24 protein-coding genes are annotated in these 23,741 nt (G+C 65.6%); 14 read left to right on the forward strand and 10 right to left on the reverse strand.

What is annotated here, in order from left to right; all coding sequences use genetic code 11:
* Positions 1 to 3: 3 nt before the first annotated feature.
* Positions 4 to 414, reverse strand: coding sequence for a hypothetical protein (locus AKN83_RS21085; RefSeq protein ID WP_050399750.1), 411 nt, complete (start codon positions 412 to 414; stop codon positions 4 to 6).
* 131 nt (positions 415 to 545) lie between these two features.
* The gene (locus tag AKN83_RS21090) at positions 546 to 1,292 is read right to left on the reverse strand and encodes a M15 family metallopeptidase (RefSeq protein ID WP_050399751.1); all 747 of its coding nucleotides are present in this window, start codon (positions 1,290 to 1,292) and stop codon (positions 546 to 548) included.
* Between the two features lie 207 nt (positions 1,293 to 1,499).
* Between AKN83_RS21090 and AKN83_RS21095 the strand changes: the two genes are divergently transcribed.
* From AKN83_RS21095 to plsY, 3 genes are all read left to right on the forward strand, one after another.
* The gene (locus AKN83_RS21095; RefSeq protein WP_050399752.1) at positions 1,500 to 2,453 is read left to right on the forward strand and encodes an aspartate carbamoyltransferase catalytic subunit; all 954 of its coding nucleotides are present in this window, start codon (positions 1,500 to 1,502) and stop codon (positions 2,451 to 2,453) included.
* A gap of 4 nt (positions 2,454 to 2,457) precedes the next feature.
* Entirely contained in the window at positions 2,458 to 3,759 is a 1,302-nt protein-coding gene (locus AKN83_RS21100) for a dihydroorotase (RefSeq protein ID WP_050399753.1), read from the forward strand.
* Positions 3,760 to 3,985: 226 nt separating this feature from the next.
* On the forward strand, positions 3,986 to 4,582 hold the full coding sequence (plsY, locus tag AKN83_RS21105) for a glycerol-3-phosphate 1-O-acyltransferase PlsY (RefSeq protein ID WP_050399754.1): 597 nt from the start codon (positions 3,986 to 3,988) through the stop codon (positions 4,580 to 4,582).
* Between the two features lie 7 nt (positions 4,583 to 4,589).
* Here the strand turns inward: plsY and AKN83_RS21110 are convergent, their stop codons facing one another.
* Entirely contained in the window at positions 4,590 to 5,828 is a 1,239-nt protein-coding gene (locus AKN83_RS21110; RefSeq protein ID WP_050399755.1) for an amidase, read from the reverse strand.
* Between the two features lie 101 nt (positions 5,829 to 5,929).
* On the opposite strand from AKN83_RS21110, the gene dprA reads away from it, so the two are divergent.
* Positions 5,930 to 7,045, forward strand: coding sequence for a DNA-processing protein DprA (gene dprA / locus AKN83_RS21115; protein ID WP_050399756.1), 1,116 nt, complete (start codon positions 5,930 to 5,932; stop codon positions 7,043 to 7,045).
* 165 nt (positions 7,046 to 7,210) lie between these two features.
* On the opposite strand, the gene AKN83_RS21120 is transcribed toward dprA, so the two are convergent.
* Complete coding sequence (locus tag AKN83_RS21120; protein ID WP_050399757.1) at positions 7,211 to 7,618, reverse strand: winged helix-turn-helix transcriptional regulator; 408 nt, start codon at positions 7,616 to 7,618, stop codon at positions 7,211 to 7,213.
* A 99-nt stretch (positions 7,619 to 7,717) separates the two neighbouring features.
* On the opposite strand from AKN83_RS21120, the gene AKN83_RS21125 reads away from it, so the two are divergent.
* On the forward strand, positions 7,718 to 8,326 hold the full coding sequence (locus tag AKN83_RS21125) for an FMN-dependent NADH-azoreductase (RefSeq protein ID WP_050399758.1): 609 nt from the start codon (positions 7,718 to 7,720) through the stop codon (positions 8,324 to 8,326).
* 188 nt (positions 8,327 to 8,514) lie between these two features.
* Here AKN83_RS21125 and AKN83_RS40625 read toward each other — a convergent pair whose 3' ends face one another.
* Both AKN83_RS40625 and AKN83_RS21130 read right to left on the reverse strand, forming a co-directional pair.
* Positions 8,515 to 8,679, reverse strand: coding sequence for a hypothetical protein (locus AKN83_RS40625; protein WP_172803587.1), 165 nt, complete (start codon positions 8,677 to 8,679; stop codon positions 8,515 to 8,517).
* 158 nt (positions 8,680 to 8,837) lie between these two features.
* A complete protein-coding gene (locus AKN83_RS21130; protein ID WP_050399759.1) occupies positions 8,838 to 9,611 on the reverse strand; it encodes an SDR family NAD(P)-dependent oxidoreductase in 774 nt (257 codons plus the stop codon).
* Between the two features lie 109 nt (positions 9,612 to 9,720).
* Here AKN83_RS21130 and AKN83_RS21135 point away from each other — a divergent pair, with 109 nt between their 5' ends.
* A complete protein-coding gene (locus AKN83_RS21135; RefSeq protein ID WP_050399760.1) occupies positions 9,721 to 10,194 on the forward strand; it encodes a winged helix-turn-helix transcriptional regulator in 474 nt (157 codons plus the stop codon).
* A 109-nt stretch (positions 10,195 to 10,303) separates the two neighbouring features.
* Here AKN83_RS21135 and AKN83_RS38420 read toward each other — a convergent pair whose 3' ends face one another.
* The gene (locus tag AKN83_RS38420; RefSeq protein WP_157113490.1) at positions 10,304 to 10,543 is read right to left on the reverse strand and encodes a hypothetical protein; all 240 of its coding nucleotides are present in this window, start codon (positions 10,541 to 10,543) and stop codon (positions 10,304 to 10,306) included.
* A 229-nt stretch (positions 10,544 to 10,772) separates the two neighbouring features.
* Between AKN83_RS38420 and topA the strand changes: the two genes are divergently transcribed.
* The 7 genes from topA (at position 10,773) to AKN83_RS21170 (ending at position 19,665) form a co-directional block, all read left to right on the forward strand.
* Positions 10,773 to 13,547, forward strand: a complete 2,775-nt coding sequence (gene topA, locus AKN83_RS21140; protein ID WP_050404851.1) for a type I DNA topoisomerase — start codon at positions 10,773 to 10,775, stop codon at positions 13,545 to 13,547.
* Positions 13,548 to 15,911, forward strand: coding sequence for a ribonuclease R (gene rnr / locus AKN83_RS21145; RefSeq protein ID WP_050404850.1), 2,364 nt, complete (start codon positions 13,548 to 13,550; stop codon positions 15,909 to 15,911).
* Positions 15,902 to 16,339: a DUF983 domain-containing protein gene (locus AKN83_RS21150; protein ID WP_050404849.1), complete on the forward strand. Its 438-nt coding sequence runs from the start codon at positions 15,902 to 15,904 to the stop codon at positions 16,337 to 16,339. Before rnr ends, AKN83_RS21150 begins: the two co-directional genes overlap by 10 nt.
* A 36-nt stretch (positions 16,340 to 16,375) precedes the next feature.
* The gene (locus AKN83_RS21155) at positions 16,376 to 17,125 is read left to right on the forward strand and encodes an NUDIX hydrolase (protein WP_050404848.1); all 750 of its coding nucleotides are present in this window, start codon (positions 16,376 to 16,378) and stop codon (positions 17,123 to 17,125) included.
* A gap of 275 nt (positions 17,126 to 17,400) precedes the next feature.
* On the forward strand, positions 17,401 to 18,726 hold the full coding sequence (locus AKN83_RS21160) for an LLM class flavin-dependent oxidoreductase (RefSeq protein ID WP_050404847.1): 1,326 nt from the start codon (positions 17,401 to 17,403) through the stop codon (positions 18,724 to 18,726).
* A 128-nt stretch (positions 18,727 to 18,854) separates the two neighbouring features.
* Positions 18,855 to 19,022: a 50S ribosomal protein L33 gene (gene rpmG / locus AKN83_RS21165; protein WP_018271988.1), complete on the forward strand. Its 168-nt coding sequence runs from the start codon at positions 18,855 to 18,857 to the stop codon at positions 19,020 to 19,022.
* A gap of 112 nt (positions 19,023 to 19,134) precedes the next feature.
* Positions 19,135 to 19,665 (forward strand): hypothetical protein, encoded by a 531-nt coding sequence (locus AKN83_RS21170; RefSeq protein WP_050404846.1) that lies wholly within the window; start codon positions 19,135 to 19,137, stop codon positions 19,663 to 19,665.
* Here the strand turns inward: AKN83_RS21170 and AKN83_RS21175 are convergent.
* The 3 genes from AKN83_RS21175 to AKN83_RS21185 form a co-directional block, all read right to left on the reverse strand.
* Complete coding sequence (locus tag AKN83_RS21175; RefSeq protein WP_244522036.1) at positions 19,662 to 19,790, reverse strand: inositol phosphorylceramide synthase regulatory subunit KEI1; 129 nt, start codon at positions 19,788 to 19,790, stop codon at positions 19,662 to 19,664. The two genes, AKN83_RS21170 and AKN83_RS21175, sit on opposite strands and share 4 nt — an antisense overlap.
* 71 nt (positions 19,791 to 19,861) lie before the next feature.
* A complete protein-coding gene (locus AKN83_RS21180; protein ID WP_050404844.1) occupies positions 19,862 to 21,259 on the reverse strand; it encodes an ammonium transporter in 1,398 nt (465 codons plus the stop codon).
* 432 nt (positions 21,260 to 21,691) lie between these two features.
* Positions 21,692 to 22,924 (reverse strand): MFS transporter, encoded by a 1,233-nt coding sequence (locus AKN83_RS21185; RefSeq protein WP_050404843.1) that lies wholly within the window; start codon positions 22,922 to 22,924, stop codon positions 21,692 to 21,694.
* Between the two features lie 132 nt (positions 22,925 to 23,056).
* On the opposite strand from AKN83_RS21185, the gene AKN83_RS21190 reads away from it, so the two are divergent.
* Positions 23,057 to 23,659, forward strand: coding sequence for a TetR/AcrR family transcriptional regulator (locus AKN83_RS21190; protein WP_050404842.1), 603 nt, complete (start codon positions 23,057 to 23,059; stop codon positions 23,657 to 23,659).
* Positions 23,660 to 23,741: the final 82 nt, after the last annotated feature.

Consider the following 23,741-nt stretch of genomic DNA (forward strand, 5'->3'; position numbering starts at 1 on the left):
CGATCAGATCATGCGCGTCTTGTCTGCCTTGGTCTTGGAGGCCAGTACCGGAAAAACCTCGCCGGCGCGCAGCGGCTTGCCGCTGGGGAAGTACGACATCTCCAGGCTCGACTGGTGCGAGACGCCATCGACCGGCGAGACATAGACGACGCGCACCTCGATCTTGTGCATCACGTGATAGCCCTGCCACTTCGGATGCTCCTTCCGCAGCAGCTCGGCGGTTTCGCAGCGAGTAAGGTCCGACGTGAAGGTCGTCTTGGTGATGACGCCGCGCTCGACCTTTTCCAGATAGCACTGGTCGTTGACGCTGCTGATGCGCGCGTCGACGCGCTGGTAGTTCGCGCCCTTGTCGTACTGGTCGTAGATCGCGATGCCGAACGCACCGACGGCAACAATGACAACAGCCCAACGCATGTTTCGTGCTCCCGCAATGCGGGCACTTGATACGGCCGCAATTAAGGAGTGTTGAATGCGCGCTCCGCCGCTTGCGCGATGGCAACCACTCTCTTGCAGAATTACCTCCGATTTGAGGAAATTCCGCCGCGTCAGCGCGGCCGCGTGATCGGGAAATCGTAGGCCGCGCCGCCCGCCCCCGGCAGCGAGAAGTGCCACCATTCCTTGGAATAGTTGGCAAATCCCTGGCGGGCCATCGCCGCGACCAGAAGGTTGCGCCAGCGTCGCTGCGCCGGCGTGATCGAGCCGGAAGCGGTGTGGCCCTTTGCATCAGAACAATCATAGCCGGTGCCCATGTCGACGCTGCCCTCGGGGGCGCGCGCGGCGACGGGCGCAGTGCAGTCGGCATAGTCCTTTGCCGGATCGAACTTGCCCGAATTGTCGGCGCGAAGATCGACCAGCGTGAGATCGACCGCGGCGCCGGTCGAATGCCCCGAATGCGTCGCGATGTAGCCGAGGCGGAACAGATCCGCCTTCGAGAAGGCCGGGTTGTAGCGGCGCTCGGCGGCGGTCTCCTTGCCGTTCTTCGACCACGCCACCATGTCGGCGACCGCGCGGGCCGGCCGGTAGCAATCGAACATTTTCAGCGACAGGCTTTGCCGCGCCAGCTCCAGCTGCACGGCCTTGAGCCGCAGCCCGACCTCCCGCTTCACCACGCATTCCGCAGCGCCATAGCCCGCGATCGGCCGCCCCATGAAATTGTTGGAGGTCGCGTAGCGGATGTCCTGGATGATGGTCGGGTCGATCTCGCGCAGGAACGCGAAGCCGCCCGGAAGCCCCTGGGCAAGGACCGGGGAGACCAAGCCCGCAACGGCAACGAGGATCACGACAATTTTCATGAGCTCAAGCTCCGGCGCAGCCGCCGGGTTGGTCCCGGCCGTCCACGTCTTGTTCCGGAAAGACCAGCAAAAGCAAGCCAGCGGTGACCCGCCACAAGCCCAGGCATGTCCGCCGAGAAACCCAGCCCCATCTTACTCGGGGAAAACTCCTGCAGGCCCTCTTCGCGCTTGCCCCACCGGCCATCCGCGCCTATAGCTCTCGCTTTAATGACCCCATCATTAAAATCGACTTTTGTCCTCGGTCACCGGCATCTGCTGGGCATCGAGGGCCTTTCCGCTGACGACATCACGGGCCTGCTCGACCTCTCCGAGGAGTATGTCGAGCTCAACCGCCAGGTCGACAAGAAGCGCGCCTCCTTGCGCGGCCGCACCCAGGTCAATCTGTTCTTCGAGGCCTCGACCCGGACCCAATCCTCGTTCGAGATCGCCGGAAAGCGCCTGGGCGCCGACGTCATGAACATGTCGGTGTCATCGATGTCGACCCGCAAGGGCGAGACCTTGATGGACACCGCGGTGACGCTCAACGCGATGCACCCCGACATCCTGGTGGTGCGCCACCACGCCTCAGGCGCGGTCGAGTTGCTGGCGCGCAAGGTTGACGGTTCCGTGATCAATGCCGGCGATGGCGCCCATGAGCACCCGACCCAGGCGCTGCTCGATGCGCTGACGATCCGGCGCAACAAGGGCCGGATCGAGGGGCTGACGATCGCGATCTGCGGCGACGTGCTGCATTCGCGCGTGGCACGTTCCAACATCTTCCTGCTCAACACGATGGGCGCCCGCGTCCGCGTGGTGGGCCCCTCAACGCTGCTGCCGCGCGGCATCGAGCGGATGGGCGTCGAGGTCGCGCGCGACATGCGCGAGGGACTGAACGGCGCCGACATCGTGATGATGCTGCGGTTGCAGCGCGAGCGGATGAACGGCTCCTTCGTGCCGTCGTCGGGCGAGTATTTCCACTATTTCGGCCTCGACCAGAAGAAGCTCGGCTACGCCAAGCCGGACGCGCTGGTGATGCATCCGGGCCCGATGAACCGCGGTGTCGAGATCGACACTTTCGTCGCCGACGGCGCGCAATCGCTGATCCGTGAACAAGTCGAAATGGGTGTGGCGGTTCGCATGGCGGTGCTCGAAGCGCTCGCCCGCAACCTGCCGAACGCGTGACGCCATGCTGACTGACCGCCGCCCCATTCTGCTCGCCAACGCCCGCGTCATCGATCCGTCCCGCGACTTCGACGGTCCGGGCGATGTCCTGATCGCCGATGGCGTGATCCGTGACGCCAAGCGCGGCATCGGCGCCGCCGGCGTCCCCGAAGGCACCGACATCGTCAATTGCGCCGGCAAGATCGTGGCCCCCGGCCTGATCGACATGCGCGCCTTCGTCGGTGAACCCGGTGCCAGCCACCGCGAGACCTTTGCCTCCGCCAGCCAGGCCGCCGCCGCCGGCGGCATCACCACCATCATCTGCCAGCCCGACACCTCGCCTGTCATCGACAATTCGGCGACCGTCGACTTCGTGCTGCGCCGCGCCCGCGACACCGCGATCGTCAACATCCACCCGATGGCAGCCCTGACCAAGGGCATGCAGGGCCAGGAGATGACCGAGATCGGCCTGCTCAAGGCCGCCGGTGCCGTCGCCTTTACCGATGGCGACCGCAGCGTCACCAACGCCCAGGTGATGCGGCGCGCGCTGACCTATGCCCGCGATTTCGACGCGCTGATCGTGCATCACACCGAGGACCCGCATCTGGTCGGCGAAGGCGTAATGAACGAGGGCGAGTTCGCCACAAGGCTCGGTCTCGCGGGAATCCCCACCGCCGCCGAGTCGATCATGCTCGAGCGCGACATGCGGCTCGCGGGGCTGACCGGCGGACGCTATCACGCGGCCTCGCTGACCTCGACCGAGTCGCTGGAGATCCTCAAGCGCGCCCGCGATAGCGGCCACAACGTCTCGGCCTCGGTCTCGATCAACCACGTGACGCTGAACGAGAACGACATCGGCCCCTACCGCACCTTCCTCAAGCTGGCGCCGCCGCTGCGTACCGAGGAGGATCGCAAGGCGCTGGTCGCAGCGCTCGCGTCCGGGCTGATCGATGTCGTGATGAGCGACCACAATCCGCAAGACGTCGAGGTCAAGCGGCTGCCGTTCGCGGAAGCGGCGAGCGGCGCGGTCGGCCTGCAGACCATGCTGCCGGCGGCGCTGCGGCTGATCCACAATGGCGAGATGGACTTCAAGACGCTGATCCGGGCAATGTCGACGCGGCCGGCGGAGCTGCTCGGCCTGCCCGGCGGCACGCTGCGCGCCGGCGCCCCCGCCGACGTGATCGTGATCGACGCCGATACCCCCTGGGTGCTCGACCGCGACGACCTCAAATCGCTCTGCAAGAATACGCCGTTCGACGACGCCCGCTTCTCCGGCCGCGTGACCCGGACGATCGTCGGCGGACGGACGGTGTACGAACACGTCTAAACTGGGATGGAACTCAGCGCGCCGCGAGTTGCGACATTGCCTCCATCGTCGTTCCGACGACGATGGCCGCGACGTAAACGACAAAGAAAACCTGCTCCAGCCGCCTGCGAACAGAAGCCATGATAAGGTCCCTCATTTCCAAGGCCATGGTGCGGATCGATGGTTAATATTTCATTGATGGGATCCTTCAAAATGGACCGAACCGACCGTCCGGGGAGCCACTTTGATGTCCGCTGACGCGTTCCTGCTGGCCGCCTTTGTGATCGGCTATCTCCTGGGCTCGATCCCATTCGGCATGATCCTCACCAGGCTCGCCGGCACACAGGATCTGCGCACCATCGGCTCGGGCAATATCGGCGCCACCAACGTGCTGCGCACCGGCCACAAGGGTCTCGCCGCGGCGACGCTGCTCGGCGACATGCTCAAGGGCACGGTCGCCGTCATCATCGCGGGCTCGATCGACGGCCCGAACGCCGCGATGCTGGCGGCGCTCGGCGCATTCCTCGGCCACCTCTTCCCGGTCTGGCTCAAATTCCGCGGGGGCAAAGGCGTCGCGACCTATATCGGTGTGCTGCTCGGCCTGTTCTGGCCGGCGGCGCTGATCTTTGCCGTGATCTGGATCGGCACCGCGACCACCACGCGCTATTCGTCGCTGTCGGCACTCGTCGCCGCGTTCGTAACGCCGCTGTTCCTGTGGTGGTTCGGCCACAACGCGCTCGCCTCGCTCTTTGCCGTGCTGACGCTGCTGCTGTTCTACATGCACCGCGAGAACATCCAGCGCCTGCAGGCCGGCACCGAAGGCAAGATCGGCGAGAAGAAATAGCGCGCAGCTACCGCCTCAGCGCGTCCTCGACAAAGCTCGCCGCCGCCAGCGCCTTCGCGTCATCTCCAAAACCCGCGATCACGGTCACGCCGACCGGCAATCCGCCCTCGGCGATCAGCGTCGGCACGTTGACGCAGGGCACGCCCATCAAGGTCCAGAGCCGGTTGTAGCGGGGATCGCCGGTCGAGGCCAAACCGTTCGGCGCGGCGCCCGGCGCCGACAGCGTCAGCAGCACATCGATCTCGGCAAAAATCGCTGCCAGCGCCTGCCGCGCACGCAACGTGACCTCCATCGCCGCGTCGTACTCCGCGGGTGTGCCGCCCTTGCTCTCGTCGAGCCGGCCGCGCAGCAACGGCGGCATCGCCTCGTAGTTCTGCCCGTATTCCCAGGCGAACGACTGGTGCGCCTCGAACTCCTGCACCACAGGATGGATCCGCCACGCCTCGGCGATGATCTCGGATATCGCAAGCTCGCGCACGGTTGCGCCCGCCTGCTCCGCGGCCTGCGCGGCCTTTTGCAGCGCCTCCGCGCCGGATGGTTCGGGCGCGCCGGCGAAGGCCTGCGTCACCACGCCGATGCGCGGCGCCGCGAGGGCAGACGACGCGACAAGCTCAGGCCGCCTGGTCATCGCTGCCAGGCCCAACGCGACGTCGCGCACGCCGGCGCCGAACAGCCCGACCGTATCGAGCGTCCACGAAAAGCACTTCACGCCGACGGTCGGCAGCAGCCGGTAGCTCGGCTTGATCGCGGCGACGCCGCAGAACGAGGCCGGCCGGATCACCGAGCCGCCGGTCTGCGTGCCCAGCGCCAGCGGGATCATCCCGGCCGCGACCGCGGCCGCCGAGCCCGACGACGATCCGCCCGGCGTGTGCGCGTGATTGTGCGGATTGAGCGTTGCGGCCGGATCGTTTGCCGCGAACGCGGTCGTCGTGGTCTTGCCGATGATGGTGGCGCCGGCCTGCTTCAACGCCATCACGACCGGCGCATCGGCGCGCGGCTGATGGCCGCGATAGATCGCAGCCCCCATCTCGGTCGGGAAGCCGGCGGTATCGATGATATCCTTGATGCCGACCGCAATGCCGCGCAGCGGCCCGGCGTCGTGCGCACGCGCTGTCGGGTCGTGGCGGACGAAGGCACCGATCGCCCTGTCCTGCGCATCGATCGCCTCCAACGATTGGCCGATGGCCGCCTCAGGCGACAGCGCGCCGTGTTCGATACGCGCTTGAAGGTCGGCAAGTGAGATCATCGGCAGCTTCCTCGAATGGGCGACCGCTTGTAGCGCGTCACGCCTGCTCCGCCAATCTCGCGGTTGATCACAATCCAAGGTTGGGCGAAGCTGCACCCCGCATGCATGACCGATCCCCCAACACCACTGAACTCACCGACGCCGAACGGCTCAACCGGCTGCGGTTGATCCGCTCCGACAATGTCGGCCCGCGCACCTTTGCATCGCTGCTCCGCCATTTTGGCGATGCGGCGCACGCGCTGGAGCGCCTGCCGGATCTCGCGCGCCGCGGCGGCGCATCGGGGCCCGGGCGCATTTGCAGCGAGGCCGACGCCGTAGCCGAGCTCGCGGCTTGTCGCAAATTCGGCGTCGATCTCGTCGCGCGGGAGGAAGCCCACTATCCGGCGCGGCTTGCCAGCATCGACGACGCGCCGCCGCTGCTCGGCGTACGCGGCGCGCGTGACACCTTGACGCGCCCGATGATCGCGATCGTCGGCTCCCGCAATGCGTCCGGCGCCGGGTTGAAATTTGCTGGCACCCTGGCACGCGATCTGGGCGACGCAGGCTTCGTCGTGATCTCCGGCCTCGCCCGCGGCATCGACCAGGCGGCACATCGCGCCACCGTAGCAAGCGGCACGGTCGCCGTGCTGGCCGGCGGCCACGACAAGATCTACCCGCCGGAGGTTGAAGACTTGCTGGCTGCGCTCCTCGCGCGCGGCGCGGCGATCTCGGAGATGCCGCTCGGCCACGTGCCGCGGGCGCGCGACTTCCCTCGCCGCAACCGGCTGATTTCGGGCGCGTCGCTCGGCGTCGTCGTGGTGGAGGCCGCGCATCGCTCGGGCTCGCTGATCACGGCGCGGATGGCTGCCGAACAGGGCCGGGAGGTGTTCGCGGTACCGGGCTCGCCGATCGATCCGCGCGCCGCCGGCGCCAACGATTTGATCAAGCAAGGCGCCACGCTGGTCACCGAAGCCGCCGACATCATCAGCGCAGTCACGCCGATCATGGAGCGGCCGATCATGCTGTCCGCGCGCGAGGACGACGAACCGCTGGATTTCGCCACCGATAGCGGAGATCGCGCCCGCATCATCAATCTGCTCGGCCCGAGCCCGATCAGCCTCGACGATCTGATCCGGATGGCCGACGCCTCGCCCGCCATCGTTCGCGCGGTGCTGCTGGAGCTCGAGCTCGCCGGCAGGCTCGAGCGTCACGGCGGCGGGCTGGTGTCGATGATTTAGGGCCACGAACGGGCGTCTTGCGAATGTCTATCACCGTCATCCCCGCGCAAAGGCTTCGCCTTTGTCGCTGGAGGTGCACGCGGAGCGAGTCTCGAAGGGTGCACGGCCCCGCTGGTGGCCGTCGCCCCTTCGAGACGCGCTACGTGCTCCTCAGGGTGACAGAATTCACTCCGCGTTCCGCGCGTCGAAATCATTTCGCGCGCCCTCGATCTCAGGCAGATGGGCAAACGCCCATTCGCCGAGCGCCATGACAGGCACGGCGAGCCCGCGCCCGAGATCGGTCAGCTCGTAGTCGACCCGCGGCGGGATGGTCGGAAACACCGTGCGCGTCACCAGGCCGTCGCGCTCCAGCCCGCGCAGGGTCAGCGTCAGCATGCGCTGCGAAATGCCGTTGATCATGCGTTTCAGCTCATTGAAGCGACGCGGTCCGTCGCGCAGCAGCATGATGACCAGCACGCTCCATTTGTCGCCGACCCGCGACAGCACAGAGGCCACGCCGCGGCAGTCCTGGTGCGTCCCGGGTTGACGCGGCAGGCCGGTCTCAGCGGTTACATCGATGTGCTCGGGTTCCATTGGTGTGCTCGGGTTTCAAAAATGTGCGTTCTTGCGAACATTTAGGGCGGTCACTCATATAGCGCCAGTTACAAACCTATACCAAAGGTGACCCCAGCCATGAAGCTCCTGCACATCGACTCCTCGGTCCTCGGCTCCCACTCCGTCAGCCGTCAGGTCTCCGCCGCCGCCGTCGAGCGGCTGCGCCAGGCCAACGCCGGCCTCGTCGTGAGCTACCGCGACCTGACTCAGACCCCGCTCGCCCACCTCTCCGGCCTGCACCTCGCCGCCAGCCAGGGCGCGGCCCCGGATCCGTCGGTGCGCGACGACATCGCAACCGGCCAGGCCGTGCTGGACGAGTTTCTCGCCGCCGACATCGTGGTGATCGGCGCACCGATGTACAATTTCACCATTCCCTCCCAGCTCAAGGCCTGGATCGACCGCATCGTGGTCGCGGGCAAGACCTTCAAGTACGGCGCCGGCGGCGTCGAGGGGTTGGCCGGCAACAAGCGCGTCATCATCGCGATCTCGCGCGGCGGCTATTACGGTGCCGACACGCCGATGGCCGCGCTCGAGCACCTTGAGACTTATCTGCGCGGGGTGTTCGGCTTCATCGGCGTCACGAATCTCGAGCTGATCTCCGCCGACGGGATCCAGGTCGGTCCCGAGCATCGGGAGAAGGCGGTCGCGGGCGCGCTGCAGGCCGCCGGCAGCCTGAACGCCGCCTAGTTCCGGAACCGCTGTCGTCACCCGCGAAAGCGAAAGCGGGTGGCCCAGTATTCCAGAGACGCCGTTTATTGAACCGAGAGGCCTCGGCGTACTGGATACCCCGCATACGCGGGGTATGACAGTTGTGGGTGAGGCAAGGTCTCGTCCAAACGCCACGCGTCATGCATGGACTTGCCCCGCGCGATACCTCAGAACCAGACGCCTTGAATGCCGAGGATGACGGCAACGAGCGAGATCAACAAACCGATGCCGGAAAACAGCGCGACCGTCACGAATTGTGCTGCGTCTGAATTTTCATTTTCGGACGTAGACGAAACCGGGACCGGCGTCGAAATGCGGGCTGCTTTCGGCATGAAGGAACTCCAAAATGATTCCGTGGTGAAAAAATCCCCGCCCATTCAGGAGTCCGGCGAGTTCGTCAAAGGTTCAATACGAGATAAGATAGCCACGCACGAAATAGTCCGGTGTGAACTGCTTCACACCGGCCGTTCGCTACAATGAGAAACAAAATCTAGCCGCGATAGATCGGCGCGCCGGCGGGCGATGCGGTTGAACCGCCGTCGATGAACAGTTCCTGCCCCTGCACATGCGCCGCGTCGTCGGACGCGAGGAACAACACAGTCTTCGAGATGTGATCGGGTTCGCCGATCCGTCCGAGCGGCGTGCTCTTGCCAATCCGCTGTTCGAACGCCTTCTCGGCCTCGGGCGTTGCGATTGCCGCGCCCCAGATCGGCGTGCGCACGGCGCCCGGCGCCACCACGTTGACGCGGATGTTGCGCGGCGACAGTTCTGAGGCCATCACCCGGGCCATCGCACGGACGCCGGCCTTGCTCGCCGCATAGGCCGAATAGCCGGGATTGCCGAGCACCGAAATCACCGAACCGTTGAGGATGATGGACGCGCCGTCGTTCAGATAGGGCGCGACCGCCTGCACGGTGAAGAAGACTCCGGTCAGATTGGTGCGGATGACGTTCTCGAATGCGGCGAGCGTGGTGCCGCCGACCGGCGTCTGGCCGGGAATGCCGGCGTTGGCGAACAGCACGTCGTACTTGCCGAACTTCTCCGCGCCCTGCTTCACCGCGGCTTCCAGCGCCGCCACATCGGTGGCATCGGCCACGACAGCGAACGCATTCGGCCCAAGCTCCCTCGCCGCCGCCGCGAGCGTTTCCTTGTTGCGCCCGGTGATGACGACCCTGGCGCCTTCGGCGACGAACAGCCTTGCTGTCGCGAGACCGATGCCGCTGTTGCCGCCGGTGATCAACGCCGTCTTGTTCGCCAGTCTCATGTCCGCCTCCAATTGGTTGCATTATTAAACTTCGTTGCCTACCTACGGCATACGGTTTAATATTGCAACCACACAAGCCCGTGATGGCCGAACTTTTGGAGCGCGCGTCGTGAAACGAACCAGCCTTGCAGGCGACAGCTGCCCGGTGGCGCGCGCTCTCGACGTGTTCGGCGACTGGTGGTCGCTGCTGATCATCCGAGATGCCAGCCTCGGCCGGCGCCGCTTCGGCGAATTCCAGGCCAGCCTCGGGCTGGCGAAGAACATCCTCGCCACCCGGCTGCGCACGCTGCTTGAGCGCGGCATCCTGAAGACGGTCCCCGCCTCCGACGGCAGCGCCTATCAGGAATATGTCCTGACGCCGAAGGGCCACGGCATCTTTCCGATCCTGGTCGCGCTCCGGCAATGGACCGAGGAGTTCGACGAGCATCCGGACGAAATCGCGACCATCATGGTCGATCGCGACAGGGGCAAACCGGTGAAGAAGCTCGCACTGTTGTCGCAGGACGGGCGGGTGCTGGGAGCGGGCGACACGACACTGAAGCCGCGGCCTGCGCGGAAGCCGGCACGACGCGCATCAGCGTGACCACGTCATCGTGGTCCTGGCAAAAGACGCATTACTCCAAATCTCAATTGTTGCACAACGCTGGGGCCGCGATCACGCTGCCGGCCCCGTCATCCCGCAAGACATACCCTCACGACAGCTTCCTGCGGCTGCGCGCGCGCAATTGCTCATCGGCCTCCAGGCGCGTCATCGCAAGCAGGTGGTCGAGGACGTCGAATTTGTGGCGCTGGGCGAGTTTGGCGAGTTCGGTCGCTGCCGCGGCGATCAGGACCAGGGCGTCATCCGGGCCGCCCTCCCCACCTGACTCGTCGCCCGCCGGTCGCCGTCGGCCGGACGGCTTGGGCTTGCGCCCGCCCCCTGTGCTGCTCAAAAGGCCTAATCCGATTCCCATCCCATATATAAAGAGATACGCCCTTTCCGACCGCAACTCTAGGACGCATTTTTCAACCTTTGGGATAGAAACTCCACAGCTTGAGCACTCCCTTCAATATCTGGCGATTTGACACCGACCGCCCCAGCACCCATGTTCGCCCCGACATGGCGGGCCGCGAGTCTAGCGGAACCCACCTTCAAGTTTTCCCGTAAGCTATTGGAATGACATGAATATCGTCATTGTGGAGTCGCCGGCCAAGGCCAAGACGATCAACAAATATCTGGGGTCCTCCTACGAGGTCCTGGCGTCGTTCGGCCATGTTCGCGACCTCCCGGCCAAGAACGGTTCGGTCGATCCGGACGCCAATTTCCAGATGATCTGGGAGGTCGATGCCAAGGCTGCCGGCCGGTTGAACGACATCGCCAAGGCGCTCAAGGGGGCCGACCGCCTGATTCTGGCAACCGACCCTGATCGCGAGGGCGAGGCAATCTCCTGGCACGTGCTGGAGGTGATGAAGGAGAAGCGCGCGCTGAAGGACCAGAAGGTCGAGCGCGTGGTGTTCAACGCCATAACCAAGCAGGCGGTCACCGACGCCATGAAGGCGCCGCGACAGATCGACGGCGCGCTGGTCGACGCCTATATGGCGCGCCGCGCGCTGGACTATCTGGTCGGCTTCACCCTCTCGCCGGTGCTGTGGCGCAAGCTGCCCGGCGCCCGCTCCGCCGGCCGCGTGCAGTCGGTCGCGTTGCGGCTGGTCTGCGACCGCGAGCTCGAGATCGAGAAGTTCGTGCCGAGGGAGTACTGGTCGCTGGTCGCGACGCTGCTGACGCCGCGCGGCGAAGCCTTCGAGGCCCGGCTGGTCGGCGCCGACGGCAAGAAGATCGCACGGCTCGACATCGGCTCCGGCGCGGAAGCCGAGGACTTCAAGAAAGCCATCGAGGCCGCGCTGTTCAAGGTCGCGACCGTCGAGGCCAAGCCGGCGCGACGCAATCCGCAGGCGCCCTTCACCACCTCGACCCTGCAGCAGGAAGCAAGCCGCAAGCTCGGCTTCGCGCCGGCGCATACCATGCGCATCGCGCAGCGGCTGTATGAAGGCATCGACATCGGCGGCGAGACCACCGGTCTGATCACCTATATGCGAACCGACGGCGTGCAGATCGATCCGTCCGCGATCACCCAGGCGCGCAAGGTGATCGGCGAGGATTACGGCAACGCGTATGTGCCGGACGCACCGCGCCAGTACCAGGCCAAGGCCAAGAACGCCCAGGAAGCCCACGAAGCGATCCGCCCGACTGATCTGTCGCGTCGCCCGGCCGCCATCGGCCGCAGGCTCGATGCCGACCAGGCCAAGCTCTACGAGCTGATCTGGAAGCGCACCATCGCGAGCCAGATGGAATCCGCCGAGCTCGAGCGCACCACCGTCGACATCGAGGCCAAGGCCGGCGCCCGCGTGCTGGAGCTGCGCGCCTCCGGCCAGGTCATCAAGTTCGACGGCTTCCTCGCGCTCTATCAGGAAAGCCGCGACGACGAGGAAGACGAGGATTCGCGCCGCCTGCCCGCGATGAGCGAAGGCGAGGCCGTAAAGCGCCAGAGCCTCGCCGTCACCCAGCATTTCACCGAGCCGCCGCCGCGCTTCTCCGAAGCATCGTTGGTGAAGCGGATGGAAGAGCTCGGCATCGGCCGACCCTCGACCTACGCCTCGATCCTGCAGGTGCTGAAGGACCGCGGCTACGTCAAGCTCGAGAAGAAGCGGCTGCACGGCGAGGACAAGGGCCGCGTCGTGGTCGCATTCCTGGAGAACTTCTTCTCGCGCTACGTCGAATACGACTTCACCGCCGACCTCGAGGAACAGCTCGATCGCGTCTCCAACAACGAGATCTCCTGGCAGCAGGTGCTGAAGGATTTCTGGCGCGGCTTCACCGGCGCGGTGAACGACATCAAGGACCTGCGCGTCTCCGAGGTGCTCGATGCGCTCGACGAGATGCTCGGCCCGCATATCTATCCGCCGCGCGCGGATGGCGGCGATGTCAGGCAGTGTCCGACCTGCGGCACCGGCCGGCTCAACCTCAAAGCCGGCAAGTTCGGCGCCTTCGTCGGCTGCTCGAACTATCCGGAATGCCGTTACACCCGCCCGCTCGCAGCCGACAGCGCCGAGAGCGCCGATCGCGTGCTCGGCACCGACCCCGACACCGGGTTCGACGTCACGGTGAAGGCTGGCCGCTTCGGGCCCTACATCCAGCTCGGCGAGCAGAAGGATTACGCCGAAGGCGAGAAGCCGAAGCGCGCCGGCATTCCGAAGGGCACCTCGCCTGGCGATGTCGATCTTCAGCTGGCGCTGAAGCTGCTGTCGCTGCCGCGCGAGATCGGCAAGCATCCGGAGACCGGACAGCCGATCACCGCCGGTCTCGGCCGGTTCGGGCCGTTCGTGAAGCATGAGAAGACCTATGCCAGCCTCGAAGCCGGCGACGAGGTCTTCGACATCGGGTTGAACCGTGCTGTCACGCTGATCGCGGAGAAGATCGCGAAGGGCCCGAGCGGCCGCCGCTTCGGCGCCGATCCGGGCAAGCCGCTCGGCGACCACCCGACGCTCGGCGCCGTCGCGCTGAAGAATGGCCGCTACGGCGCCTATGTCGCGGCCGGCGGCGTCAACGCGACGATCCCGAGCGACAAGACGCCCGACGAGGTCACGCTTGCGGAAGCGATCGCATTGATCGACGAGCGCGCGGCCAAGGGCGGCGGCAAGAAGGCCAAGAAGGCGAAGGCGGCAAAGCCCGCCAAGGCCCCAAAAGCCAAGGCGGCAAAGGCCGAAGAGGCCGACGGCGACGCCGAGGCCAAGCCCGCCAAGAAGGCTGCGTCCAAGAAGGCCGCGGCAAAGCCGAAAACGGATGCGACCAGCAAGGCGCGCGCGCCGGTTGCTTCCGGTGCCAAGACCTCGCCTGCAAAGTCATCGGCATCAGCGAAAGCGCCCGCGAAGAAGAGCGCCGGCAAGGCACGAGGATAAGTGAAACGAAAACCCGACCATGGCTTTCCGGGCCGGGACGCCATCGTCGCCTTCATTCGCGCCAATCCTGGCAAGGTCGGCACCCGCGAGATCGCGCGCGAGTTCGGCCTGAAGAACGCCGACCGCATCGAGCTGAAGCGGATCCTCCGCGAACTCGCCGACGACGGCACAATTGCAAAACGCGGTCGCAAGATTCATGAGCCGGCGGCGCTGCCGCCGACCGTGCTCGCCGACATCACCGGCCGCGACAGCGACGGCGAGTTGATCGCCACGCCCGCCGAGTGGGACTCCGAGGACGGCACCGCCCCGAAAATCCGCATCGAGATGCCGCGGCGGCCGAAGCCCGGCACCACCGCCGGCGTCGGCGACCGCGCGCTGCTGCGTGTCGAGGTGGTGACCGACGAGGGCGACGGCACGCCCTATCGCGGCCGCGTCATCAAGGTGATCGATCACGGGCGCACACGCATCCTCGGCATCTTCCGCCGCAACCCCGATGGCGGCGGACGCCTGATCCCGGTCGACAAGAAGCAGGCGGGCCGCGAGCTCAACATCGCCAAGGCCGACAGCGGCGGCGCCGAGGACGGCGACCTGATCAGTGTCGACCTGGTCCGCACCCGCGGCTTTGGGCTCGCCTCCGCCCGCGTCAAGGAGCGGCTCGGCTCGATCGCCAGCGAGAAGGCGATCAGCCTGATCGCGATCAACACCCACGACATCCCGCAGGTGTTTTCGTCGTCTGCGCTACGCGAGGCGGAAGAGGCAAAACCCGCGACCTTGCAGGGCCGCGAGGACTGGCGCGAAGTGCCGCTCGTCACCATCGACCCGCCTGACGCCAAGGATCACGACGACGCCGTGCATGCCGAGGTCGACCCGGATCCGAACAACAGAGGCGGCTTCATCGTCCACGTCGCGATCGCCGACGTCGCCTACTACGTGCGGCCCGGCTCGGCTCTCGACCGCGACGCGCTCCAGCGCGGCAATTCGGTGTATTTCCCCGATCGCGTGGTGCCGATGCTGCCCGAGCGCATCTCCAACGATCTCTGCTCGCTGGTGCCGGGCGAGCCGCGCGGCGCGCTCGCGGTACGGATGGTGATCGGCGCCGACGGCCGCAAGCGCTCGCACACCTTCCATCGCGTGCTGATGCGCTCGGCCGCGAAGCTCGCTTACGCGCAGGCGCAGGCGGCGATCGACGGCAGGCCCGATGACGTCACCGGCCCCCTGCTCGATCCGATCCTCAAGCCGCTGTGGTCGGCCTATGAGCTGGTCAAGCTCGCACGCAACGAGCGCGACCCGCTCGATCTCGATCTGCCCGAACGCAAGATCCTGCTGAAACCGGATGGCACCGTCGATCGGGTGATCGTGCCGCAGCGGCTCGATGCGCACCGGCTGATCGAGGAGTTCATGATCCTGGCCAACGTCGCCGCCGCGGAGATGCTGGAGAAGAAGGCGCTGCCGCTGATCTATCGCGTGCATGACGAGCCGAGCCAGGAGAAGGTGCACAACCTGCAGGAATTCCTGAAGACGCTCGACCTGCCCTTCACCAAGCAGGGCGCGCTGCGTCCCTCGCAATTCAACCGCGTGCTGGCGCAGGTCGCCGGCGAGGATTACGAGCCGCTGGTCAATGAGGTCGTGCTGCGCTCGCAGGCGCAGGCCGAATACTCCGCCGAGAATTACGGCCATTTCGGCTTGAACCTGCGCCGCTACGCGCACTTCACCTCGCCGATCCGCCGCTACGCCGACCTGATCGTGCATCGCGCGCTGATCCGCGCGCTCGGCCTCGGCGAAGGCGCCTTGCCGGCCGACGAGAGCGTGGAGACGCTGGCCGAGATCGCCGCGCAGATCTCCGTCACCGAGCGCCGCGCGATGAAGGCGGAGCGCGAGACCACCGACCGTCTGATCGCGCATTTCCTTGCCGACAAGGTCGGCGCCTCGTTCCAGGGCCGCATCTCCGGCGTGACGCGCGCCGGCCTGTTCGTGAAGCTCGACGACACCGGCGCCGACGGCCTGATCCCGATCCGCACCATCGGCAGCGAGTATTTCAATTACGACGAAACCCGCCACGCGCTGATCGGCACGCGCAGCGGAACCATGTATCGGCTCGGCGACGTCGTCGACGTACGGCTGGTCGAGGCCGCGCCGGTGGCGGGCGCGCTGCGCTTTGAGCTATTGTCCGAGGGTCAGGCAATTCCGCGCGACAGAAAACGCGACAGCGCAGGGTCCGGGCGCCGCGCCGCAGGATTTGCCAAGGGGCCAAAAAAAGGATCGGGCAAGCAGGCGCAAAAGGAACGAAAGGCGCGCAACAAGAAGGATCGCAAGCCGGCGAAGCAAAAGTCCGGCAAATCGAAGCGAGGCAAGTCATGGACGTGACACCGCCAACAGTGGTCTGGACTCGCGACGCCGCCGAGCCCGAGAAGCGCGACGTATGGACCGCGATGAAGCGCGGGTTCCTTGGGCGATGTCCGCGCTGCGGAAAAGGCAGGTTGTTCCGCAAGTTTCTCAAATGCGACGGCCATTGCCCGGTTTGCGATCTCGATTTCACGCCGCATCGCGCCGACGATCTGCCCGCCTATCTCGTCATCGTCATCGTCGGCCATATCGTGGTACCGACCGCGCTGTGGATCGAGACCGACTATTCGCCGCCGGTGTGGCTGCAACTTGCGATCTATCTGCCGCTCACGCTGTTCGCATCGCTGGCATTGTTGCAGCCGGTGAAGGGAGCCGTGATCGGCTTGCAATGGGCCCTGCGCATGCATGGCTTTGACGAGAATCCCCCTAGCGACATCCCGCCGGTCTAGCTAAACCGGACGCCAAGAAGAAATGAAAGGGATGAAATGACTGACGCTGCCGCCCCTGCCGCCGTCGTCCATCAGGGCGAGAAGGAAGCCGATCATCACGCGTATTTCCGGCCGAAGGATGCGGCGACGCTGATCCTGATCGATCGCTCCGGCGCCAAGCCGAAGGTCTTGGTCGGCAAGCGCCACGACAAGGTCGTGTTCATGCCGGGCAAGTTCGTCTTCCCCGGCGGCCGGGTCGACAAGGCCGACAACCGCGTGCCGGTCGCGGCTCCAATCACGCCGGAGCTCGAAGCCAATCTGTTGAAGGGCAGCCCGAAGATCACGCCCGGCCGCGCCCGCGCACTCGCCAACGCGGCGATCCGCGAGGCCTGCGAGGAGACCGGGCTCTGCCTCGGCCGCAAGGTCGAGAAGACAATAAAGCTCGACGGCCCCTGGGCGCCGTTCGCCGACGCGGGTCTCTTGCCCGATCCGTCCGGCCTGTTCCTGATCGCGCGCGCGATCACCCCGCCCGGCCGCGTGCGCCGCTTCGACACCCGCTTCTTCACCGCCGATGCCTCGACGATCGCGCATCGGGTCGAGGGCGTGGTGCATGCCGACGCCGAACTGGTGGAGCTGGTCTGGGTCGAGATCGGCTCCGAGCCGCTCGCCGACGCGCATGCCATGACCAAGAACGTGCTCGCCGAGCTCGACCGCCGTCTCGCCACGGGCCCACTCCGTCACGACGCGCCGGTGCCGTTCTTCCATTTCTACGGCGGCAAGATGCAGAAGGACGTGCTGGGGGCGTGAGGCTCGTCATTCCGGGACGACGCGAAGCGGCGAGCCCGGAATCCACTCCTCCACCAACCATGCGGCCTGATGGATTCCGGGCTCGCGCATCCAAGTCGGCTGTTGCCGACTTGGACAAATGGCAAACGCCGAACTCGGGTAGACCCGAGTTCGGTCGGCGCGCCCCGGAATGACGATGTTGAGGGAGCCGCCAAAAACAAAATAATCTTCCCGATGGCGCGCCGCAAAGCGCCTCCCTATCTGTTCCGCTAACGACAACAACGACGGAACGGGCAATGGCGAAGCGTCAACTCAAGCTCGGCGCGTTCATGCGGCCGATCAGCATTCACACCGGTGCCTGGCGCTATCCCGGGGCCTGGCCCGACGCCAATTTCAACTTCGATCACATCAAGACGCTGATCCGCAAGCTCGAGGCCGGCAAGTTCGACGCCTTCTTCATGGCCGATCATCTGGCCGTGTTGAACATGCCGATCAACGCGCTGAAGCGTAGCCACACCGTGACCTCGTTCGAGCCGTTCACGCTGCTGTCGGCGCTGTCCGCCGTGACCGAGAATATCGGCCTGATCGCGACCGGCTCGACCACCTTCGACGAGCCCTATCACGTCGCCCGGCGCTTCGCCTCGCTCGATCACATCTCCGGCGGCCGCGCCGGCTGGAATATCGTCACCACGTCCAATCCGGACGCCGCGCTGAATTTCGGCCTCGACGATCACATGGAGCACGCCGAGCGCTACAAGCGCGCCCGCGAGTTCTACGACGTCGTCACTGGCCTGTGGGACTCCTTCGCCGACGATGCATTCGTGCGCGACGTCGAGTCCGGGCTGTTCGTCGATCCCGACAAGATGCATGTGCTCAACCATAAGGGCAAATACCTCTCGGTCCGCGGCCCGCTGAACATCGCCCGCCCGGTGCAGGGCTGGCCGGTCATCGTGCAGGCCGGCGCCTCCGACGACGGCCGGCAGCTTGCGGCCGAGACGGCGGAGGCCGTGTTCACCGGCGGCGGCAGCCTTGCCGACGGCCAGAAGCTCTACGCCGATATCAAGGGCCGCATGGAGAAGATCGGCCGCGATCCCGAGCATCTGAAGATCCTGCCCGGCGCCTTCGTCGTGGTCGGCGACAGCGTCGAGGAAGCAAAAGAGAAGCGCGCGCTGCTCGACAGCCGCGTGCATTACGACAGCGCGATCGCCTCGCTCTCGGTGATCCTCGGCACCGATGCCTCCACCTTCGATCCCGACGGACAATTGCCGCCGATCCCGGAAACCAACGCCAGCAAGAGCGGCCGGCAGCGCCTCGTCGACGTCGCCGCGCGCGACAAGCTCACCGTGCGCCAGCTCGCGCAGCGCGTCGGCGGCTATGGCGGGCTCGCCTTCGTCGGCACGCCGCAGACCATCGCCGACCAGATGCAGGAATGGCTGGAAGGGCGCGGCAGCGACGGCTTCAACATCATGTTCCCGTACCTGCCGCAGGGCCTGTTCGAGTTCGTCGACAAGGTGGTGCCGGAACTGCAAAAGCGCGGGATTTTCCGTAACCAGTACGAAGGGCGGACCCTGCGCGAGAATTTGGGCCTGCCGCGGCCAAAAAATCAGTTCTTCGGGGGGTAGTCGACCCGGATTCGGGACGGTCTTGGCTCGGAAATCCTTGACTCTGGGCGGTTTCTGGCTAGTTTCCGGGCGAAACGCGGGCCGATTTGGCCGGCTCCCGATACCCCTTCATTTTCGAGGTTTTGCATATGGCCAAAGCGGTCACCATCAAGGTCAAGCTCGTGTCGACGGCCGATACCGGCTTCTATTACGTCGCCAAGAAGAATTCGCGCACCATGACCGACAAGCTGGTCAAGAAGAAGTACGACCCGGTCGCTCGCAAGCACGTCGAGTTCAAGGAAGCCAAGATCAAGTAAGCAAGATCGCCTGCTTCTGACGTTCAAACGGGGCCCTCGCGGCCCCGTTTTTGCTTTCTAGCCTAGCGTCATCCCTCACGATTCCCGGACCAGTCCCGGGCGCGGGGTTCACATGATCGCAAGCTTGGACGAGGGAAACGTCGGCGGCTATTCGGTCGCCTACGGCCGCGAGGACACCTACTTTCCGGTCTATGTCACGGCCGCCTTGGCCGCGATCTTCCTGACCGCGAGCTGGATCACCGGCGCGCTCTATTGGCTGGCGCCGGCGGCGGCCGCGGCCGCCTTCACCTACTACAACATCCCGCTGTTGGAGGCCGGTCGTCCGACCATCGGGGCCAACCAGTACGGAATCTTCATCCAGGCCTTCGGGCTGATCCGCTGGCGGGCCATCACGCGCATCGACCTCGTCGAGATCGCCGAGCGCGCGATGACCGTTCATGAGTTGCAGATCGCGCTCAACGGACCGCTGGGCAGCGCGCTGGTGGCGGATTGGCGCAAGCGGCCTGCCTATCGGCTAATGATGCGCCTGCCGTGGCGCATGGATCATCGCGGCGTGGTGCGCGTCGATCTCGAGCCATTCGACCGGACGCCCGATGAGATTCACCGGACGTTTCTCAGGATGTGGCGCTACTACCGGAGCTAGCGCTTGAACGCCTCGTCGCGCAAATGCCCGTCGGCGATGCGCGCATCCGGATTGTTTGTGATGGTCATGAACCAAATGAGGCTGAAGAACAGCGACCACGCTGTGTTCCAATAGAACCAGTTCATCGGATCACCTCGAACAGCTTTGTCCCGCGACAGCCGGCTGATATCGCCGGCTGTGCAGGATGCCGCCAAGTCTACTGCACGACCTCGCCGTGCAGTGCCAGATCCAACCCTTCGCGCTCGATGTCGCGCGTCACGCGAAGCCCGACGAAGAGATTGATCACGAACAGGATGATCAGGCTCACGACGGCATCATACACGAAAACCGTCGCGACGCCGATGCATTGATTGATGAACTGCCCGGGATTTCCCTCCAGAACGCCTGCCGTTCCACCATACTGCTCGACCGCGAACACCCCGGTCAGCAGGGCCCCGACGATGCCGCCGAGGGCATGGACGCCGAAGCAGTCCAGCGCGTCATCGTAGCTGAACATGCGCTTCAAGCCGGTGCACCCCCAGTAGCAGCAGACGCCGGCGGCGATGCCGATGGCGAAGGCGCCGACCGGCCCGACGAAACCGGAGGCCGGCGTGATCGCGACGAGGCCCGCAACGGCACCCGAGCAGATGCCGACGACGGTCGGCTTGCCCTTCAATGCCCACTCCACCAGCATCCAGGTGAAGCCCGCGACTGCGGTCGCGATCTGGGTCACCAGCATGGCCATGCCGGCCTGCATTCCGGCCGTAACGGCGGAGCCGGCGTTGAAGCCGAACCAGCCGACCCACAGCAGCGAGGCGCCGATGAAGGTCAGCACCATGTTGTGCGCCGGCCCGGTCTCGACGCGCTTGCCGAGCATGATGGCGCACATCAGTCCGGCCACGCCGGCATTGATGTGCACCACGGTGCCGCCGGCGAAGTCGAGAACCTTGACGTACGCAGCGTCGTTGCCCGCCGAGAAGATGCCGTCGGGTCCCCAGACCCAATGCGCGATCGGCGCGTAGACGAAGATCGCCCACAGCCCGATGAACCAGAGCATCGCGGAGAATTTCATCCGCTCGGCGAACGCGCCAGCGATCAGCGCCGGCGTGATGATCGCGAAGGTCATCTGGAAGCAGATGTAGACGGACTCAGGGATGGTCGCGGCGAGCGGGTTGGGATTGCCTATGCCACCCTTGCCGATGTCGCTCAGGATGTCCTTGAGGAACATGCGATCCAGACCGCCGATGAACGGCGTGCCGGCACGAAACGCCAGGCTGTAAGTGATGACGGCGAACAGGATCGTCACCAGGCAGGTCACGGCGAAGCTGGTCATCACGGTGTCGCCGACATTCTTCTTGCGCACCATGCCGCCGTAAAACAGGCCGAGCCCCGGCACCGTCATCATCAGGACGAGCGCGACTGATGTGAGCATCCAGGCGGTGTCGCCGGAATTCGGCGTGCACTTCTCGAGGATCTTGCCACCGCAGGCCGGCGGGGCCGCCGCATCTTCAGCCAGAGCAAGGTCGCTGAACAGCAGGCAAAGAACCGCCACGCCAAGCAGAGCAACCAGAATTCTCAAGAGCTTCGGGCGCATGTATGTCGCAGACTCCATCATCGTCCTCCCATCACAAGAAATGCTGGTGTTCGGAATGGCGCAGCGCGTTCTGCGCGTGAGCGCCGAAGTCGTCGCGGCATCAGGCCGGACGCGGGGCACAATGGCCTCCCGCTCGGCGGCGCGGCGAAAGCCGTGGTGCGCGGATGGCTGGAGAATGACGGCGACTAGCCCCATCGCGGCCAGCCCTTCCCATGGATCCCCAGGCCGGAACTCAGCGATGAGTTGCCGGCACGATTTCTAGCCAAATTCAATCAAGATTCGTGCCAGCGATGCGTGTGCGGTAACACATTGAAGACGCTGTGACTTCAATCGGCGCACGGAACGGCCTCGCGCGCCATTGCACGTTCCCACAGCAAGCGATTGATGGAAAAATAAGCAGCAATTCGCGACTGCCCGCGGACGGGCAGTCGCCATCTTGCCCGAGGTCGGAGCCTAGACGGCCTTCAGCAGCGGCGGCTGTGCCGGGCGGATCAGCGCGAAGGCGAGCTGGATGATGCCGCCGGCAAGGCCGAGCGCGACGCCAATGCGCCAGGCCATGGTGTACGAGCCGAGCGAGTCATAGATCACCCCGCCGCCATAGGCGCCGAGGAAGCTGCCGACCTGGTGGCTCATGAAGGCAAGGCCCTGGATCATCGCTTGCCAGCGCAGACCGAACATCTCGGCCACCGCGCCCGCGACCAGCGGACCGACACCCATCCAGAGGAAGCCCATGATGGCGCCGAACAGCAAGGTCGAGCCCGGCGTCGCCGGCAGCATGAAGTACCAGGCGAGCGCCAGCGAGCGCAGGATGTAGATGCCGCCGAGCAGCGCGAGCTTGTTCCAGCGCTGGCCGGCCCAGCCGAAGAACAGCGAGCCCAGCACGTTGAAGCCGCCGATCATGCCGAGCGTCTGCGCGCTCAGCATCGGATCGAGCCCGCAGATCGCCAGATACGACGGCAGATGCGTGGTGAGGAAGACGAGCTGCATGCCGCAAACCATGTAGGCGCAGGTCATCACCACGAAGGACGCGTTGCCGAACGCGGTCTTGGCCGCGGTCGCCGCAGTGGCGTTGCCGATGTCGTCGGCCGCCGGCTTCGGCAGCGGGATCTTGTCGACCCGACCGGCGTACAGCGCGGCTGGAATCATCCCGATCGACAGGATCACGAATCCGGCAAGCCCAACACGCCAACCGAACCCTTCATTGAGCATCTGGCCGATCGGCGCCGACAGCAGCGCGCCGAGCGAGCCCGCGGCGGAGACCATGCCGAGCACCGTCGAGCGCACCGTCTCCGACACCGCGCGCGCCGCGACCGACATCGCGATCGCATTCGCAGTGCAGGCGAGCGAAAGGCCGATCAGCACACCGGCGCCGATCATGATGCTGACGAGCCCATGCGCCGTCGTCATCAGCAGGAGGCCCGCGGTGTAGGCCAGCGCGCCAACCACCATGATCGGGCGGAAGCCGTAACGCACCGTCATTGCGCCCGCGAGAGGCTGCAGAAAGCCCCAGGCGAGGTTCTGCACTGCCAGCGCCAGCGTGAAGTACGACACCGAGATGCCGATGTCATGCGTCAACGGCTGCATGAAGATGCCGAGGCTCTGCCGCAGCCCCATGCTCAGCGTGAGCATGATGGAGGCACCGATCAGAATGGGAAGCGTGGGACGCAGGACCTGCAACAGGGGCATTGTTCTTATTCTCCCAACACGGGGCGGCACGCGCGCCACGGCCTGCAATTCACGCATGTTTGGTTACACAGACCTGTGTACTTAGGCTATAGAGAGGGCCAACTGTCAAGCGAAGAGGATCACGGCCGGCGCATGGCTTCCCCGCCTCCCAAACAGACCATGAAAGAGCGGATCCTCGAGACCGCCGACAAACTGTTCTACCTGCAAGGCATTCGCGCCATCGGCGTCGACACCATCGCGGCCGAGATCGGCATCAGCAAGCGCACGCTCTACAACCACTTCCCGTCGAAGGACGCGCTGATCGAGGCCTATCTGCAGCGCCGCTTCGTGCAGCCCCGCTCCTCCGACAAGCCGCCGGCCGAGCAGATTCTCGCAACCTTCGATTCGCTGCAGCGGCGGTTCTCCGCGAAGGATTTTCGCGGCTGTCCGTTCGTGAACGCGGTCGCCGAGCTCGGGCCGGACGACGAGGACCGTACCGTCCGCAACATCGCCGTCGCCTTCAAGGAAAGCCGCCGGGTCTGGTTTCGCGAGCTGCTGCGGCAGCTTGGCGTTGCCGACGCCGAGGGGCTTGCGACCCAGTTGACGCTCTTGGTCGACGGCTCGATCGCGCAGGACCTCGTGCGCGACGATCCGACCATGGCGCGCGCGGCGAAGGAAGCCGCCCGCGTGCTGCTGGCGAATGCGGGCGTCAAGGTCGGCGGGTCCGCACCTGCTGACAACAAGCGCACTGGATAAATCCGGTTGCGTCCCCAAGTCCGGTTTGGTTGTTAGCATCGACCGCACGCGACGGCATTCCCGATTGGATATTCCGTCCGGC

The organism is Bradyrhizobium embrapense (assembly GCF_001189235.2).
Lineage (GTDB): Bacteria > Pseudomonadota > Alphaproteobacteria > Rhizobiales > Xanthobacteraceae > Bradyrhizobium > Bradyrhizobium embrapense.

What these genes read in the sequence shown, in the direction of transcription:
- plsY (WP_050399754.1), top strand. Translation starts at nt 3,986, where the DNA reads ATGTCCGCTGACGCGTTCCTGCTGGCCGCCTTTGTGATCGGCTATCTC.
- AKN83_RS21095 (WP_050399752.1), top strand. Translation starts at nt 1,500, where the DNA reads ATGACCCCATCATTAAAATCGACTTTTGTCCTCGGTCACCGGCATCTG.
- AKN83_RS21110 (WP_050399755.1), bottom strand. Translation starts at nt 5,828, where the DNA reads ATGATCTCACTTGCCGACCTTCAAGCGCGTATCGAACACGGCGCGCTG.
- rpmG (WP_018271988.1), top strand. Translation starts at nt 18,855, where the DNA reads ATGGCCAAAGCGGTCACCATCAAGGTCAAGCTCGTGTCGACGGCCGAT.
- AKN83_RS21085 (WP_050399750.1), bottom strand. Translation starts at nt 414, where the DNA reads ATGCGTTGGGCTGTTGTCATTGTTGCCGTCGGTGCGTTCGGCATCGCG.
- dprA (WP_050399756.1), top strand. Translation starts at nt 5,930, where the DNA reads ATGCATGACCGATCCCCCAACACCACTGAACTCACCGACGCCGAACGG.
- AKN83_RS21100 (WP_050399753.1), top strand. Translation starts at nt 2,458, where the DNA reads ATGCTGACTGACCGCCGCCCCATTCTGCTCGCCAACGCCCGCGTCATC.
- topA (WP_050404851.1), top strand. Translation starts at nt 10,773, where the DNA reads ATGAATATCGTCATTGTGGAGTCGCCGGCCAAGGCCAAGACGATCAAC.
- AKN83_RS21160 (WP_050404847.1), top strand. Translation starts at nt 17,401, where the DNA reads ATGGCGAAGCGTCAACTCAAGCTCGGCGCGTTCATGCGGCCGATCAGC.
- AKN83_RS21155 (WP_050404848.1), top strand. Translation starts at nt 16,376, where the DNA reads ATGACTGACGCTGCCGCCCCTGCCGCCGTCGTCCATCAGGGCGAGAAG.
- AKN83_RS21190 (WP_050404842.1), top strand. Translation starts at nt 23,057, where the DNA reads ATGGCTTCCCCGCCTCCCAAACAGACCATGAAAGAGCGGATCCTCGAG.
- AKN83_RS21120 (WP_050399757.1), bottom strand. Translation starts at nt 7,618, where the DNA reads ATGGAACCCGAGCACATCGATGTAACCGCTGAGACCGGCCTGCCGCGT.
- AKN83_RS21130 (WP_050399759.1), bottom strand. Translation starts at nt 9,611, where the DNA reads ATGAGACTGGCGAACAAGACGGCGTTGATCACCGGCGGCAACAGCGGC.
- AKN83_RS21150 (WP_050404849.1), top strand. Translation starts at nt 15,902, where the DNA reads ATGGACGTGACACCGCCAACAGTGGTCTGGACTCGCGACGCCGCCGAG.
- AKN83_RS21180 (WP_050404844.1), bottom strand. Translation starts at nt 21,259, where the DNA reads ATGATGGAGTCTGCGACATACATGCGCCCGAAGCTCTTGAGAATTCTG.
- AKN83_RS21090 (WP_050399751.1), bottom strand. Translation starts at nt 1,292, where the DNA reads ATGAAAATTGTCGTGATCCTCGTTGCCGTTGCGGGCTTGGTCTCCCCG.
- AKN83_RS21125 (WP_050399758.1), top strand. Translation starts at nt 7,718, where the DNA reads ATGAAGCTCCTGCACATCGACTCCTCGGTCCTCGGCTCCCACTCCGTC.
- AKN83_RS21175 (WP_244522036.1), bottom strand. Translation starts at nt 19,790, where the DNA reads ATGAACTGGTTCTATTGGAACACAGCGTGGTCGCTGTTCTTCAGCCTC.
- AKN83_RS21170 (WP_050404846.1), top strand. Translation starts at nt 19,135, where the DNA reads ATGATCGCAAGCTTGGACGAGGGAAACGTCGGCGGCTATTCGGTCGCC.
- AKN83_RS21185 (WP_050404843.1), bottom strand. Translation starts at nt 22,924, where the DNA reads ATGCCCCTGTTGCAGGTCCTGCGTCCCACGCTTCCCATTCTGATCGGT.
- AKN83_RS40625 (WP_172803587.1), bottom strand. Translation starts at nt 8,679, where the DNA reads ATGCCGAAAGCAGCCCGCATTTCGACGCCGGTCCCGGTTTCGTCTACG.